The following is a 14,837-nucleotide window of genomic DNA, read 5'->3' as shown; positions in this document are numbered from 1 at the left end:
TGCTAGACTCTACAGGTCATAGAATTTGAAGAGGTGGTTTATGATTTCCATTGAAGATTTCGGAAGCAAGCTCACCAATAACATATCGAAAGTGATAGTAGGCAAAGAACCTATTATCGAGAGAGTTCTCGCAGTCCTTTTGAGCGGCGGCCACGTCTTGATAAACGATGTACCCGGAGTTGGGAAGACGATGTTGGCCAGAAGTCTGGCCATTTCCCTGGGACTCGATTTCAACAGACTGCAGTGTACTCCCGACCTTCTCCCAGGAGACGTTACGGGCATCAGTATTCTTAACCTCAAGACCAAAGAGTTCACGTTCAGAAGGGGGCCGGTTTTCACCCAGATTCTTCTCGTCGACGAAGTGAACAGAACAACTCCGAGAACGCAATCTGCCCTACTCGAAGCTATGGCAGAGAGACAAGTCACAGTAGACGGCAAGACCTTCAATATGGAGCATCCCTTCTTCGTTATTGCGACTCAAAATCCCGTCGAATTTGAAGGGACTTTCCCTCTTCCCGAAGCTCAACTGGATAGATTTGCCATATCTTTGACAATGGGCTACCCAGGCGAGGAAAGCGAGAAGAGTCTGCTTAAGGGAATCTTTCGGGAGCATCCGATAACTTCGTTAGGATCTGTTTCCAATTGCGAGGAGCTGAACGAAGTCCTTCGGCTGGTCAAAGAGGTCGCAATTGAGGACTCCCTTCTCGGGTATATTGTCTCCATTGTCAATGCAACAAGAAGACACAAAGATGTTCAGCTAGGCTCTAGTCCAAGAGGTTCAATCGCTTTGATGGAAACCGCCAGGGCTCTAGCCGGACTGAGAGGCAGGGATTACATCATTCCCGACGATGTAAAGGAAGTGGCTCCAGATATTCTCTCTCACAGAATAATGATCAAGCCAGAAGCCCGTCTCATGAGGAGATCTAGCAGAGAAATCGTTCTGGACATCGTCGAGTCTGTACCGATCCCTATGGACTATGAAGAGGCTTGAACTCGAGGAGATAAACTCGAAAGGAAAACCGCTAATAATAATGACGGCAGTTTCCATTTGCTGGTCGATATTGTTCTTCAACGCGTATTCGGCAACATTCCTCACTCTCTCAGCAATTGTATGGCTCTATTACTGCATCACAAGAGCGACTATAAGAAAGCTAGTTATCAGTCGTTCCCCGGATAGAGAAAGGCTTTTCTCCGGTGAATCTCTCACTGTTGAATACACAATCGAAGGTGGCTCTCTGGTATCTCTTAACTGTACTATATTTCCTGTCATAAGAGCGGAGAGAGAATACCTTGGATCCGAGGAGAGTTCAGTAATCCTTTCTTCGGACAATAACTCTGTAGTAGAAACTAGGCTGACTTTCAGGAAGCGAGGTAAGAAAGATATATCGCGTGTAGTTCTCATTTCAAGAGATCCGCTTAGGTTTTTCTCGCACACTGCAACATATTCGGCAGTCGAATCCGTTCTTGTGCTTCCGAGAGTCCTGAATCTCGATTCCTTTCCCCTGAGACTCAGAGAACTCCTTCCAGGTAAGCGAAGCGATTTCCAGTTGATGGAGGACCCGGTCGATTTCAAGGGTATTAAGGAGTATGAAAGAGAGCCTCTTAACAGGATCCACTGGAACGCATCTGCCAGGCTCGGAAAACTCATGAGCAAGGAGTTTGGCTACACCGCCGTTAGCAAAACCCTGCTCTACCTCGACCTCAACCTTTCAAAGGAGATATTCGCCCGCGATGTGTGGGAGAAAATCAGAATCGACTATGAAGAGATCGCAGTCCAGCTTGCTCTTGGTCTTGTCAGGTTCTCATATGAAACTGGAGGAAGTATAGGACTCGTAGTTGTCGGTGAAAAGATACTTAGGCTGAGCGATTCGGGCCGAGACTGGACAGATTTCGCCGAAGCGCTCTCCGAAAGTAAAGGCAGTGATCAGGGCCCCCAGCTTCCAGATGTTCTGGAAGGAGATCTTGAACGCTTCGATCCCTCAACTACGGTCGTAATAGTCTCGCTTTATCTCGGAGAGGAGATCCTGCCGCATCTGCTTAAAGCAAGGTCACACTCAAGCCGTGTAGTTGTTATTATTGTTCCGTTCAATCCCAGAGAACCGTGGACCAAACGTACTATCTCTTACCAAATGCTTCCCAGAACTATCGAAGAGCTCAGAAGGCGTGCCGTCCTTCTTGAACAGGAACAGATAATCGTACGTATCGTAGGAGACAATCAGTCGATCCAGGAGGTGCTGATCGATCTTGAGAATCGATAGAACCTCGGTGACGGGGGCCGCTACAGTCTTTTTGATCTGCTTCGTGCAGTTGTTCTTCGCTGGAGGAGCCGTTTTTGCCGTCTGTCTTGCTGGACTTGTAGCCTTTCTCTTTTACCTCGGACGAACAAAGACGGGGTGCAGCGTCTACTTGCTTCTTCCAACCCTGCTATTCACAACAACTATTCTGTTGTTTGGAGTTTTGAGAAGCGGTTTAGCTCTGTCGGTTTCCGCACTGGGAGCTATGGCAGGAATCGTTCTCTCGATGGACAGAAACGAATACATCTCAGTTGCAGGAGTCTTCATTGTGGGATTTTCTCTTTCGGTTAGTCCCGTTCTACACCACACTGGAGCCTATGTCACTCTGATATTGATATTCGTAAGACTGCTTCTAATACCGAAGGCACCAAGAGTCTTCCTTACTCTAGCGGTCCTTCTTCCTCTGCTGACCATAGCCCTTCTGGGCGATTACAGAGGAGGGTTGATTCCTTCAGCAAACAGAGCCGCTGTCTCTGAGGTCTCAGAAAGCGAGATAGAGTCTTCGAGAGACGAGGAGCAACCTTCATTTTTCTCTGAAGAAGCAGAATCTTCAATGGCACAGAGAGCCGACGGCGGTTTTGAAATCGCTATTCCAGAAGAGGTCCTCGAAGTCGGCTTCATAGATTCTATCTTTCTCTTTGGGTTCTACACAATCATCCTGATTCTCGTGATTTCAGTGGCAAGGAAGGCTCTGAGAGAATTCAAAGGGTGGGTACGACTTGTTCCGCCTCTTATGATATTGGTATCTGTAGTTGTAGTTCTTGTCGGGGGTTTCATGTACCTAAGATCGTTACCGCTTTCAGAAGATATCGTATTTGGAACAGGCGGTATCTCCAGCGATCTTTCAACTTCTATGCCTTCCTCTGGAGGGGAAGTTGCTCGGCAGGAGGAAGGCGAGCCTCCGTCTGTAGAGATTGCCAGTGCCGGGCGGTCGTTCTACTTGATCCTAAGAGTTGCCACCCTCACCGGTATAGCCCTTCTCTCGGCGGCTCTTGCCTACATGGTATTCTTTATCACTAGAAGACGCCAGATGAATCCTTCGACGCCTGAGGCAGAAGAACCAATCGAGGAGGAAGTGCATCGCATTGTAACCGAACTCCCCGCATATGGAGAAGGGAAGGAGTTCATAATATCAGCTTATCAATGGCTCAGAGAAATGTACTTTAGCGATTATCGTCAGCTGACTCCGTACGAACTGGTCTGGCAAACAAAGGGCATAACAAAAAGTCTGTTGACCAAACTGACAGCGATATATGTTCCTGTCAAGTATGGAAATCGTGATCCGGAAAGAACCAGCTGCGAGAAATTCGAAAGACTTTTTTTGGAACTAATTAAATCGCTGGAGACGGCTATCACAGCCATGTAAAGGATGTTACGGATTTTGTTTTGGTGATTGTTTCAAAGACAAAACGCCTGAATATTAGAGATAGTCAAATTAATTTTGCGGTCAACTTGCATTTTATTCGAAAGTCTGTGTTATAATCAATCTGTCCAAAGGACACTATCGCTTTGCAAGTGGTGCAAGGTAGTTTTAAGGAGGAACATTTAGGTATGACAGGAACAGTAAAGTGGTTCAACGGAACAAAAGGTTATGGATTCATTACTAAGGATGACGGTGGGGATGTTTTCGTTCACTTTTCAGCTATTGAGATGGACGGTTTCAAGACCCTTGACGAAGGACAGAGAGTCGAATTCGATGTTGAAGACGGTCCAAAGGGTCCTCAGGCAGCAAAAGTTAGAATTGCGAAGTAATCGATTGTCCATATAGGAACCGGATCGCCCGCTTTTAGCGGGCGATTTTTTTGTCGCTCTCCCTTATGATCATCTGACTAATCATTCATCCTTGTGCTAACATATCAATAATCAAACTAAACAACGGGAGGAAACGATGGACTCCAGATCAATGAATCTACTTGACGGAACCATGTTCTTCAGTGCCTTCTCTTCGGGTGCTACGGCTGTTATCAAGGAGCAAAACTATTTGAACAAGATAAACGTCTTCCCGGTCGCAGACGGTGACACCGGAACTAATCTCGCCTCAACGATGAAGTATATACTTGAGCTCACCTCTGTCTCCAAATCGATAGGCAAGACGACCAGATCAATCGCTGATGCTGCTTTAATGGGTGCGAGGGGAAATTCAGGAGCGATTTTTGCCCAGTACATGCATGGGCTCAGTACTGCAATAGGAAATCGTGAAAGCATAGACAGGCAGACTTTCGCACGAGCGGCTCAAGAAGCAATATCCTACGCTTATAACGCAATGGTTACTCCAGTTGAAGGAACTATGCTGACCGTTATGAAAGACTGGGCCGATGCTCTCAATACTATTGACGGTTCCGACAAATCGCTGCTCGAAGTGATAACTCAGTCGCACGCAGTCGCTCAGAAGTCGCTCGAAGAAACCCCTGAGAAACTCTCCATACTGAAAAAGGCCGGCGTAGTCGATGCCGGCGCAAAGGGCTTTGTTGCATTTATTGAAGGGATCAAAACCTTTCTAAGCGGCAAGAGTGTGAATCTCGAAGATGAGATAATCCCTGATGTTGAGCTAAGAAATCACGTTCACATCGACGAAGGGAACATTGAGAATAGATTCTGTACTGAAGCGATAATTGAAGGTACTAAACTGAATATCGAAGGAATTAAGTCAATCATTAGCGAATCTGGAGACTCCGCTCTTGTTGCCGGCACCGAGAGCAAAGTAAGAATTCATGTTCACACAAACGAACCGGCTGAGTTGTTTTACAAGCTTAAAGATTTCGGTGCTGTCACTCAGCAGAAGGTTGACGACATGGAGATGCAGTATAGAGTTAGCCAGAAACGGAAATACCCAATCGCTCTCGTTGTTGATTCGGTATGCGACTTGCCGAAGGAAGTGATAGACTACTACCAGATTCAGATGGTTCCTCTCTATCTGAACTTTGGTCAAAGCCAGTATCTGGACAAGATAACCATGAAGGCCGATCAGTTCTATTCTTTGCTCGATTCCGCAGATGAATACCCCGTTTCAGCACAACCTGGTATGAACACTCTCCAGAACCTTTACCACTTTCTAGGAACTCACTATGACTCAATAATCGCCATTCATGTCTCAGACAAACTCAGCGGCACGTGGAACGCAAGCACCAAAGCCGCCGAAAAACTAAAGAAGAAGATCAGTGTTATCAACTCCCGCCATGTTTCCGGATCGATCGGCCTGCTAGCACTGAAGGCCGCCCGGATGATCGAAGAAGGGAGTGTCCACGATGATATCGTCGAGACGATCGAGTCCCTGACAAAAAACACGAGGATCTTCGTAAGCGTCAATACTCTCAAATACATGGTGAAAGGCGGGAGGGTAAGCCCTGTTCTTGGACTTGTGGGAAAGGTGATGAATTTGAAGCCAATAGTCTCAGTCGACAGGGAAGGCAATTCAAAGCTTTATGGAAAGGCCTTCAGCAAGTTGGGCAATATGAAGAAGATACTTGGATTCGTCGAGGAGCTGAACCGCAAGTGCAACGTTGTCTCATACAATATAACCCATGCCCACGCTCATAAAACGGCAAAGGCTTATGAAGACAGTCTGACCAAACTGCTCGGCAGGAAGCCTGAATACATAATGGAGGTCTCTCCTGTTGTCGGCATCAGCGCAGGAGTTGGAGCTATAAGCGTTTCAGTACTTTGCAAAAGCGACACATGGGCCCCCGATGTAAGAATAAAGTGAGGTGCAATGATGGCATATGTGATCCTTTTCAATGCTTTAGTCGTAGTCGCCTATATGTCTGCATTCTTCGTAATCGGGACAGCGAAGAAGGATAACTCTGTCGTAGACATCGGCTGGGGTGCCGGGTTCGTTATGGTGGCCTTTTTCACGCTCTTCGTGTACGGTGAGTTCAACGCCAGGCAGATAATCACAACCACGCTGATCACATTCTGGGGAACGAGGCTGAGTACCCACATATTCAGAAGGAATTGGGGACGGGGAGAGGATTTTCGCTACTTACAGATGAGGGAGAAATGGGGAGACAAGGTACTTGTAAGATCCTTCCTTCAGATTTATATGCTCCAGGGGGTTTTCATGTTAATAATATCGTACTCCGTCATGTTGATAAATAGCCATTCAGGCCGGGAATTTGGACTTGCCGATATACTCGGCATTTTGATATGGGCCTCCGGGTTTGCTGTCGAATCGATCGCCGATGCTCAGCTAAAGGCTTTTGTGAAAACCAAGAAGCCAGGAGAGGTTATGACTGGAGGGCTGTGGAGGTACTCTAGGCATCCAAACTATTTCGGAGAAGCCGTGCAGTGGTGGGGCATTTTCGTGATTGCCCTTTCTATCGATGGCGGACTTTGGGCTATCATAAGTCCGATAACCATAACCATACTGTTGAGATTCGTCTCGGGGGTACCTTATCTGGAGAGGAAGTACAGAGATTACCCTGCTTTCAAAGAGTACTTGAAAGAGACCAACGCCTTCATTCCCTGGTTCCCACGAAAGAAGTAGCGTGATTGACATGGAAGTTGTTTACTCCGCCATCTTCGCTTATCTAGTAGGATCTATTCCAACAGCGTTTCTTTTTGGGAAGATTCTCTATGGGTTTGATATAAGAAAGCAGGGCACAGGAAACATGGGCGCCTCAAATATGGTGGCCGTTAAAGGCTGGAAGATTGGCATACTAACAGGGGCAATTGACTTCATGAAGGGAATGGGCACGATTCTTATAATCAAAGGGCTCTCAGCTCATTGGACATATCAGATGCTCTTCATTGCGGCAAGTTTCGCGACAATCGGCCACATGTATCCCATCTTTCTGAAGTTCAGGGGTGGTAAGGGAACTGCCACATTGGCCGGTGGCCTCGTAGGTCTTGATTACCAGGTCGCGCTGATCTGTATGGTCATACTTCTCGCTTTTATCGCGATTACGGACTACGCAGCTCCGGGTGTTATCGCCGTCTCTTCAGTAATGATCTTCCTTTTCAGAATCTTCGGATACAGATGGGGAATATCTCTTCTGCTGATACCCATTGCAGTGATTATGATAGGCAGAAATCTCGAGAATATCCAAAGGATTTTGCGTGGAGAAGAACCGGGGCTGAGGGCGCACATAAGAAAAAAGAAAGAGGCCCCGCAACGGGGAGCCTAAAGGTGAATGTTTTCAGATACCCAGGTACACCTTGCGTACTTCTTCACTTTCGAGCAATTCCTTTGCCGGTCCTTGAAGGGTTATCCTTCCCGTTTCAAGGACGTAAGCGAATCTAGAGATCTCCAGAGCCTTTGCGGCGTTCTGTTCAACCAGGAGTATCGTTACTCCCTTAGAACTAAGCTTCTCAATAGCCTCAAAAACCTCTTCGACGACAATCGGCGCCAGACCAAGTGAAGGTTCATCCATCATAATCAGATCTGGGTTTGCCATAAGACTGCGGCCTATCGCCAGCATCTGTTGTTCTCCACCCGAGAGCGTCCCGCCCAGTTGCTTAAGTCTCTCTCTCAGTACCGGGAAGAGGGATAAAACCGTATCGAAGTTCGCTTCGATTTCCGATTTGTCTTTTCTGTTGTATGCACCCATTAGAAGGTTCTCCCTAACCGTAAGATTCGAAAATATTCTTCTTCCTTCAGGCACGAGAGATATTCCTCTTCTTGCTGTTCTAGCGGCACCAAGTCGGTTTATGTTATTCCCTCTGAACGATACGGATCCTCCGGATGGCCTTATCAAGCCGCTGATAGCTCCAAGAGTTGTGCTCTTGCCCGCTCCGTTTGAACCGATTATCGTCACAATACTGCCTTCTTCTACGGAGAGGGTAATACCCTTAACGGCTTTAATAACTCCATAGGAAACCTGAAGTTCTTCTACAGTGAGGATTTCACTTCCCAAGGGTAACCCACTCCCTTCCCAGATAAGCTTCGATAACCTTCACATCCTTCTGAACAAAGGCGGGATTTCCTTCACTAATCGTCCTCCCATGGTCTAGAACCATGATTCTCTCACATAGACCCATCACAAGCTTCATGTCATGCTCTATGAGCAATACGGTTAAGCCAAAGTCGTCCCGGATTCTCCTTATGGTATTCACCAGGCCAATTGTCTCCGAGGGATTCATTCCGGCGGCCGGTTCGTCTAGAAGGAGTAGAGTTGCACCAGTAGCCATGGCTCTTGCAATCTCAAGAAGTCTTTGTGAACCATAAGGAAGAGAGCTGGATTTCTCGTCTGCATGTCCGTCAAGATCAAAAACGCTCAAGAGCTCTACCGCCTTAGATCTCATTTCACTTTCCTTTGGCGAATAGCCTATTCTTGAAACGCTCTTGAAGAACCAGCTCATAGCCTCTCCGTTGCTGGCAATAGTATGATGTTGAGACACCATAACATTCTCGAGAACTGTGAGATCCTTGAACAATCTTATATTCTGAAAAGTCCTGGCAATTCCATTTCTGGTAATTCTGTCCGGCGGCAGTCCCGTTATCTCTTTCTCCTTGAATAGAACTCGCCCCTCTGTTGGCCTGTAATGGCCGGTAATCATGTTGAATACTGTTGTCTTACCGGCTCCGTTAGGTCCGATAAGCCCGAATATCTCTCTTTCCTTTACCTCAAGACTTACCTCTCCTATGGCCGTGAGTCCTCCAAACTTCATCGTAATATTATCTAGAGTCAAAAGGCTCATTTCTTTTCTCCTCTCCTGAAGAGTGAGACGAGCCCCTCCCAGGAGAACTCGCTCCTTCCCATTATTCCTCTAGGCCAGAAGATCATTATTATTACAAAGAGACCGGAGAAAACAAGCATTCTCATCCCGCTCATCCCCATGATTTTGAAGCCAAATAGATTCATGGGTCCTTCCAGGAATCGCAGCCATTCGCTCAAGAATGCGAATAGCGCACCCCCTATAATCGCTCCTGTTATGCTCCCCAGACCGCCAAGCACGATCATTATCAGTACATTGAATGTGAGAAGGATGCCAAAAGTGTTTGTTCTGGGATCTATTGTGCTTAGCCAGTGCCCGTACAGAGAGCCTGAGATACCCGCAAAGAACCCTCCTACTACAAATGCCATCAGTTGATGTTTAAAGACGTTGATACCCATAGCCTGTGCCGCTACTCTATCTTCCCTAATAGCTCTCAAGGCCCTTCCAAAGGAGCTGTAAGAAAGACTCATCACACATGCGACTGTCACAAGTAGCCAACCCCATGCCCACCAAACATTTGAGTAATCGGGAAGTGCCTTCAAACCGAGTGCCCCGTTAGTGATCGAATTGAGATTGAGAGCTAAGATTCTTATTATCTCGGAGAAACCGAGAGTTGCAATAGCAAAGTAGTCACCGGTGAGCCTAAGAGATGGCCATCCGATGAAGAAGGCGAACAATGCAGCAACCAAACCCGCAATTATCGTCGCCCAGAAAAATGGGATCTGGATCGAATTGAGGGGCCAGATCAGCTTCTCGATTAGAAAAGTCATCTCCTTCTGCTGGGGAGAGAGAGTCAAAAGGGCGGAAGTGTATGCACCAAGTGCAATGAAGCCGGCATGCCCAAGGGAGAAGACACCAGAAATGCCATTGACAAGTGTGAGGCTTACCGCCATTATTCCATATATTCCGATTAGAGTTATTATTCTCGAATAGTAGCTGTTCAGCAGTTCCTGCGAGAGAAACAATAGAAGCGCTATCACCGGCAGGGCAGACAGCGTGAGTAGAGTCTTGGTCTTTTTCGACATACCATTCACACCTTCACTATTTCCGGTTTACCCATGAGCCCTGAAGGCTTCAAAGAAAGGATAACAATCAGAATAATGAAAGCGAATGCGTCCCGGTAACCTGCTGCTCCAGGCATTATCCCGACCATCATTACTTCGGTTATTCCAAGTATCAGCCCACCCAGCACCGCTCCCGGTACCGACCCTATCCCGCCAAAAACGGCGGCGACAAACGCCTTCATTCCAGGTATGAATCCCATGTAAGGCCACACCTGTGGATACCTGATCGCCCAGAGTATGCCACCAATTCCCGCAAGCGCCGAACCTAGAGCAAACGTCATTCCAATCACTTTATCAACATTCACGCCCATTAGCGATGTTGTCTGGATATCGAGAGAAACGGCTCTCATCGCCATCCCAACTTTCGTCTTGAAAATGAACCACCAAAGAAAGACCAGTGCTATTGCAGCAACGATTAGCGTTATGAGGGAGATGACGGGGAATCTTATTCCTCCAACTATCACTTCTCTGCCGTACTTCATCTCGACCTGGCCTCCGATTATTATCATCTCGTTCAAAGACTGAGGGAAGATGGTTCTGAAGGATCTGGGAATACCCGAAAAGATGACGACGGCAAGGCTTTCGAGGAAGAAAGAGACCCCGATTGCAGTTATTAGCGCAGATATTCTCGGTGCATTCCTTATCGGCTTGTAGGCGATCCTGTCAACCGTGAATCCAAGAAGTGCCGCACAAGAGATCGCGAGTACCGCGGCCAGATACCACGGTAACTGCGCCAGCGTCACAAAGAAAAACGCAAAGTAGACAGCCATCATGAAGATATCTCCATGAGCAAAGTTGATCAGCCTCAAGATTCCGTACACCATCGTATAACCTATGGCTATCAATGCGTAGAGGGAACCAAGGCTGAGACCGTTGACAAAGTTCTGTAAGAGAGTCTTAGGATCCAAGTTCACACCTCCGGCCGATTGGAAAGAGAAAGAAGAGGGCGGGGCCGATTAAAGCCCCGCCTGCTCTATGGATTGATCGTTGTATCGTACACGAACTTGCCGTCTTCGATCCTTACAATCGCTACGGACTTTATCGCATCGCCATTTTCATCAATCGTGATTATCCCCGTCACGGCAGGAAAATCCTTTGTCTGTCTAACGGCCACGGCAATGGCTTCTCTATCTGTGCTCCCCGCACGTTCTATTGCGTCCCTTACAACGAGATAAGTATCAAACCCGAGGGCAGTGAATGTTCCTGGTGCTTCGCCGTACTTCGCAGTGTACGCTTCGACAAAGAGCTTTGCGTTCTCAGTCAGCGCAGGGCTTCCGGCATCGTAGTGAGTGGTGAAGTACAAACCGTTGACGGCATCTCCACCGATTTCAATCGTCTCGGGAACGGCCGCGCCGTCACCTGCGATTATCGGTTCGTAAAAACCCAGCTGCCTTGCCTGGATAGCAATAAGGGCTATCTCCTGATAGTACCCAGGGATAAAGAAGGCACCGGCTCCTTTGGATATAGCATCAGAGACCTGAGCGGTGAAGTCCTGATCTCCAGATTTGTAATACTCATAGAAAACGCTCCCCCCGAGCTCAAGTGCAGTCTCTTTGAAGTAATTCGCGAATCCGACTGCGTAATCCTGCTCAACGTCTACGAAGACGGCAACATTTTCTGCACCCATGTTGTTGAATGCAAGCAAAGCTGCCGCGACTCCCTGGAATGGATCGCTGAAGCAGACACGAGAAACATACTTCTTGTCCTGCGTTACGAGAGGATTAGTTGAACTTGGTGATACCATCGCGACTCCGTTCTCTTCTGCAACCGTTCCCCCTGCGATCGTGTTCGAACTTATCACCTGGCCGATAATCGCAACTACTTTTTCCTGTTCTATTGCGCGGCGGGCGGTGTTAACGGCCTGAACCTTGTCGGAGTTGTTGTCAAGCAAGACAATTTCGATCTTTTCCCCAAGTACTTCTGGAAAGAGCTCATTAGCGAGCTCGACACCCTGCCAAATCATCTGGCCAAAGGCAGCGACTCCACCCGTCATAGGAAGAATTGCTCCCACCTTGATTGAAGCAAGTGCTGACACGGAAAGAATTACGACTAAAAGAATTACAAAGAGTTTTCTCATACTTCTACCTCCTCCTGAAGTGGTTACAAGTGAATGAGACTAACCCAATAATCGTGAGATCTCAACAAATCCTCACAGGTGCAAAATTCAGAGTTCTAAGCTAATTATTCCCCCGAAAGTACGCCTAACTAGCTCGAACGAAGATATACGAGCTCTTGCATGTTGTACGAATACTACCACTAAAGACGATAAGGAAATATGAACAAGTGCAACAATGAAGCGAATTTTGGTAACATATCGAAGACATCGGGTGTAAGCGGATGTAGTCGCCTCTGAATAGACTTGACATTGCGACTTCTATATTACCGGGTTCAGCCAACTTTTCCTCAGAATAACAACGGCCGCCACAAGAGCAATTACAAGATTGCTGATGAGCATTGCGTACCAGATTCCCGTGGTTCCAAGAGAGAGACCAAACATATATATCAATGGGAGACGGATAGCCCACAATCTTGAGATGTTAAGTACCATAGACTGCACAGTGTGACCTGATCCCCTCAAGGCCATATCAAATATGTTGTAACTAGCAAAGAAGGGTATCGAAAAGGAGACTATCCTGAAGTACTTCTCGCCTTCGATAAGAACGAGCGGGTCGTCTATGAAGAATGCGGTGACTTCCTTTCCGAAGAAGAATGTCCCTGTGCAGATTATTCCAACAATCAGCACATTTATTCCCGTCGCTTTCCATACAACTGAATAAGCATCATTCTTCCTTCCGGCCCCGAGATACTGCCCAACCATCGATGATGTTGCCTGAGATAGGCCGAATGAGAACATCGTTGCAAGCGATGTTATTCTGTTGCCTACACCGAGAGCGGCAGTTGCCACGGAGCCAAATCTGGCAACTATCGAAGTTATTATCAGAAAGGCAAGTGCCGTTATCGACTGCCCGGCCGAAGACGGCAGACCGATTCTCAGAACTCTAGTAAGAGTATTCCACCTTGGCCAGAGATCTTTCAACTGGACTTTGAACCCTCTCTTCCCCTTGAACAAAATGACTGTCGCAACTATTACTATAAGTCCTCTGGAAACAACTGTAGCAAGCGCCGCCCCAAAGACCTCAAGTCTCGGAAAGCCTATTCCGAAGATCAGAAGTGGGTCGAGCACTGCATTTACCGATACGGAAATTCCCATCAGATACATCGGGGTTTTCGTGTCTCCTATGGCAGTGAATAGTGAGTTGAAGGTGAACATTGTGAAGGTAAACGGAGCTCCAAGGAAGATGGTTCTCATATACGTATTTGTCACCGAGAGAAGCTCGGGTGGAATGCTGAGAAGCTTCAAGACCATTTCGGAAAAGACCGCTCCAAGCAGACCTAGAACAACGGCAACAATGAAACTTATCGATATTACCTGTCCGGCGACATGAGAAGCCTCTTCTTTTCTGCCCGCTCCGATATTCTGAGAGACAAGTGCGAGCCCGGCTACGGCAAGTCCGCCACCGATAGAAATCAGAAGAAATATCGCTGGCCACGCAATCGTCGGTGCAGAGATCTCTACCTTCCCTAGTTTTCCAAGCCAGTAAGCATCAACCATGTTGTAGACTGTTTGAAATAACATGGTGATAACCGCTGGCCAGGACAATTTCAAGAGAGCGGCCATCATCTTCTCATTCAGTATATTGACTCGTTTCATGTTCACTCCTATGATTTCGAATGCGTACCAACTTATTTATAACATATTCGTTACGAAATAAGAAGCGAAGCCGAGGTTAGAGGACGGTGGTCAGAGGTTTGAAGAACAAAGAACAAGATGGAAATTGCGCGCCAGTGATACTTTTGCACGCCGCTCGTGGTAGGGGGTTGGTAAGAGCAAAAGATCAGTTGCAAGATGCAGAAGTGATGCTGCCTCCGGCAGGAAGTGAGGCTCGCTGGCGCGAGGAAGTGATGCCCAGAGGAACATCCGGGGAAGTGATGCTGACGCTTTCGCGCCAGGAGGGAGAAAAAAATACCGAGGTTGCGGATAACGGTTGGGGGTTGGAAAGAGCGGAATAAGACGCAAAGCACCGAAACCATCGGCGGACGCAAGGCTGGCTTCGTCAGGAAGTGATGCCACCTTAGGTGAGAAGTGAGGCTCGCTGCGCGAGGAAGTGATGCGCCGAAGAACATCGGCGGAAGTGATGCTGGCGTTTATGCGCCTGGAAGCAACAAAATAGCAGTGAGGCTCCGCCTGGCCAGTCTGCTAACGCAGACCAGTCACACTTCGTGCGGCCAGTCTTTGCTTCGCAAAGCCCAGTTCCGACTTCGCCGGGCGGAAGAGCCTAGTATAGGAACGGGTTAAGGAATTCGGGTTCTTAGGGGCGGTTTATCAGAAACGGGTTAAGAAGATCGGGTGTATTAAGAGCAAAGGCTAGTTCCGGCTTCGTGGGCTAAGATCCGCTGAAAGCTAGGCGAGAGAGATCGATGAGACGAAACCCAGATCCCGTGCAAAACCATCACGGGATGACCCTGAACAGGAGCATTACAGGTCAGGCTAAGTGAGTGGATTTAAGGGAAGGTTCTACGTGGATGACAGTCTTTTCTTGCTTTTCGTAGCTGACGAAGGTCCTTGTCAGAATCTCGATCCACGCGGCGAAAAACGCGAACACTTGCAAGTGACAAGTTGTAAGTTGTAAGGGAAAGCAAAAGGCGGGGTTGGGGGTTGCGGGTTCGTGTGTGCCAAGAAGGCGAAGAAGGAAACTTCAAGCCATGCTTAATCGAAGATGAGGGAGGGCCCCTCGAAGCCGCCATGCAGGTGGAGGCTTCAAAC

The 14,837-nt window shown here is 47.7% G+C and carries 14 protein-coding genes; 8 read left to right on the top strand and 6 right to left on the bottom strand.

Annotation, left to right across the window (positions count from 1 at the left end; translation table 11 throughout):
- The first annotated feature begins 40 nt into the window (after positions 1 to 40).
- The 7 genes from RJ60_RS13030 to RJ60_RS13000 all read left to right on the top strand — a co-directional run bounded on the left by RJ60_RS13030 (position 41) and on the right by RJ60_RS13000 (position 7,417).
- Positions 41 to 991 carry a MoxR family ATPase gene (locus RJ60_RS13030; RefSeq protein ID WP_103134992.1) on the top strand — a complete coding sequence of 317 codons (951 nt, stop codon included), beginning with the start codon at positions 41 to 43 and terminating at the stop codon, positions 989 to 991.
- Complete coding sequence (locus RJ60_RS13025) at positions 978 to 2,258, top strand: DUF58 domain-containing protein (RefSeq protein ID WP_103134991.1); 1,281 nt, start codon at positions 978 to 980, stop codon at positions 2,256 to 2,258. Before RJ60_RS13030 ends, RJ60_RS13025 begins: the two co-directional genes overlap by 14 nt.
- Complete coding sequence (locus tag RJ60_RS13020) at positions 2,245 to 3,660, top strand: hypothetical protein (RefSeq protein ID WP_258006332.1); 1,416 nt, start codon at positions 2,245 to 2,247, stop codon at positions 3,658 to 3,660. The genes RJ60_RS13025 and RJ60_RS13020 overlap by 14 nt, the downstream gene beginning before the upstream one ends.
- A gap of 185 nt (positions 3,661 to 3,845) precedes the next feature.
- The gene (locus tag RJ60_RS13015; RefSeq protein WP_099828610.1) at positions 3,846 to 4,046 is read left to right on the top strand and encodes a cold-shock protein; all 201 of its coding nucleotides are present in this window, start codon (positions 3,846 to 3,848) and stop codon (positions 4,044 to 4,046) included.
- Positions 4,047 to 4,182: 136 nt separating this feature from the next.
- Positions 4,183 to 5,997, top strand: coding sequence for a DAK2 domain-containing protein (locus tag RJ60_RS13010; RefSeq protein ID WP_099828609.1), 1,815 nt, complete (start codon positions 4,183 to 4,185; stop codon positions 5,995 to 5,997).
- 6 nt (positions 5,998 to 6,003) lie between these two features.
- Positions 6,004 to 6,777 carry a DUF1295 domain-containing protein gene (locus RJ60_RS13005; protein ID WP_258006331.1) on the top strand — a complete coding sequence of 258 codons (774 nt, stop codon included), beginning with the start codon at positions 6,004 to 6,006 and terminating at the stop codon, positions 6,775 to 6,777.
- A gap of 10 nt (positions 6,778 to 6,787) precedes the next feature.
- Positions 6,788 to 7,417 carry a glycerol-3-phosphate acyltransferase gene (locus RJ60_RS13000; protein ID WP_103135101.1) on the top strand — a complete coding sequence of 210 codons (630 nt, stop codon included), beginning with the start codon at positions 6,788 to 6,790 and terminating at the stop codon, positions 7,415 to 7,417.
- Between the two features lie 12 nt (positions 7,418 to 7,429).
- On the opposite strand, the gene RJ60_RS12995 is transcribed toward RJ60_RS13000, so the two are convergent.
- The 6 genes from RJ60_RS12995 to RJ60_RS12970 all read right to left on the bottom strand — a co-directional run bounded on the left by RJ60_RS12995 (position 7,430) and on the right by RJ60_RS12970 (position 13,724).
- Positions 7,430 to 8,146 carry an ABC transporter ATP-binding protein gene (locus RJ60_RS12995; protein ID WP_103134990.1) on the bottom strand — a complete coding sequence of 239 codons (717 nt, stop codon included), beginning with the start codon at positions 8,144 to 8,146 and terminating at the stop codon, positions 7,430 to 7,432.
- Complete coding sequence (locus RJ60_RS12990) at positions 8,136 to 8,930, bottom strand: ABC transporter ATP-binding protein (RefSeq protein ID WP_103134989.1); 795 nt, start codon at positions 8,928 to 8,930, stop codon at positions 8,136 to 8,138. Before RJ60_RS12990 ends, RJ60_RS12995 begins: the two co-directional genes overlap by 11 nt.
- Positions 8,927 to 9,973, bottom strand: coding sequence for a branched-chain amino acid ABC transporter permease (locus RJ60_RS12985; protein WP_103134988.1), 1,047 nt, complete (start codon positions 9,971 to 9,973; stop codon positions 8,927 to 8,929). The genes RJ60_RS12990 and RJ60_RS12985 overlap by 4 nt, the downstream gene beginning before the upstream one ends.
- A 5-nt stretch (positions 9,974 to 9,978) precedes the next feature.
- Entirely contained in the window at positions 9,979 to 10,920 is a 942-nt protein-coding gene (locus RJ60_RS12980) for a branched-chain amino acid ABC transporter permease (RefSeq protein ID WP_103134987.1), read from the bottom strand.
- 65 nt (positions 10,921 to 10,985) lie between these two features.
- Positions 10,986 to 12,089, bottom strand: coding sequence for an ABC transporter substrate-binding protein (locus RJ60_RS12975; RefSeq protein ID WP_103134986.1), 1,104 nt, complete (start codon positions 12,087 to 12,089; stop codon positions 10,986 to 10,988).
- 297 nt (positions 12,090 to 12,386) lie between these two features.
- Complete coding sequence (locus RJ60_RS12970) at positions 12,387 to 13,724, bottom strand: MATE family efflux transporter (protein ID WP_103134985.1); 1,338 nt, start codon at positions 13,722 to 13,724, stop codon at positions 12,387 to 12,389.
- A gap of 98 nt (positions 13,725 to 13,822) precedes the next feature.
- Between RJ60_RS12970 and RJ60_RS16350 the strand changes: the two genes are divergently transcribed.
- The gene (locus RJ60_RS16350) at positions 13,823 to 14,083 is read left to right on the top strand and encodes a hypothetical protein (RefSeq protein ID WP_258006329.1); all 261 of its coding nucleotides are present in this window, start codon (positions 13,823 to 13,825) and stop codon (positions 14,081 to 14,083) included.
- Positions 14,084 to 14,837: the final 754 nt, after the last annotated feature.

It is taken from the genome of Mesotoga sp. B105.6.4 (assembly GCF_002896535.1).
Lineage (GTDB): Bacteria > Thermotogota > Thermotogae > Petrotogales > Kosmotogaceae > Mesotoga.
The sequence above is the reverse complement of the archived record's forward strand: the minus strand, read 5'-3'. Positions and strand labels throughout refer to the sequence as shown.

Excerpts from the sequence above, each read along its gene's own strand:
- RJ60_RS13030 (WP_103134992.1), top strand. The coding sequence starts at position 41 with ATGATTTCCATTGAAGATTTCGGAAGCAAGCTCACCAATAACATATCG.
- RJ60_RS13025 (WP_103134991.1), top strand. The coding sequence starts at position 978 with ATGAAGAGGCTTGAACTCGAGGAGATAAACTCGAAAGGAAAACCGCTA.
- RJ60_RS13015 (WP_099828610.1), top strand. The coding sequence starts at position 3,846 with ATGACAGGAACAGTAAAGTGGTTCAACGGAACAAAAGGTTATGGATTC.
- RJ60_RS13010 (WP_099828609.1), top strand. The coding sequence starts at position 4,183 with ATGGACTCCAGATCAATGAATCTACTTGACGGAACCATGTTCTTCAGT.
- RJ60_RS13005 (WP_258006331.1), top strand. The coding sequence starts at position 6,004 with ATGATGGCATATGTGATCCTTTTCAATGCTTTAGTCGTAGTCGCCTAT.
- RJ60_RS13000 (WP_103135101.1), top strand. The coding sequence starts at position 6,788 with ATGGAAGTTGTTTACTCCGCCATCTTCGCTTATCTAGTAGGATCTATT.
- RJ60_RS12990 (WP_103134989.1), bottom strand. The coding sequence starts at position 8,930 with ATGAGCCTTTTGACTCTAGATAATATTACGATGAAGTTTGGAGGACTC.
- RJ60_RS12985 (WP_103134988.1), bottom strand. The coding sequence starts at position 9,973 with ATGTCGAAAAAGACCAAGACTCTACTCACGCTGTCTGCCCTGCCGGTG.
- RJ60_RS12975 (WP_103134986.1), bottom strand. The coding sequence starts at position 12,089 with ATGAGAAAACTCTTTGTAATTCTTTTAGTCGTAATTCTTTCCGTGTCA.
- RJ60_RS12970 (WP_103134985.1), bottom strand. The coding sequence starts at position 13,724 with ATGAAACGAGTCAATATACTGAATGAGAAGATGATGGCCGCTCTCTTG.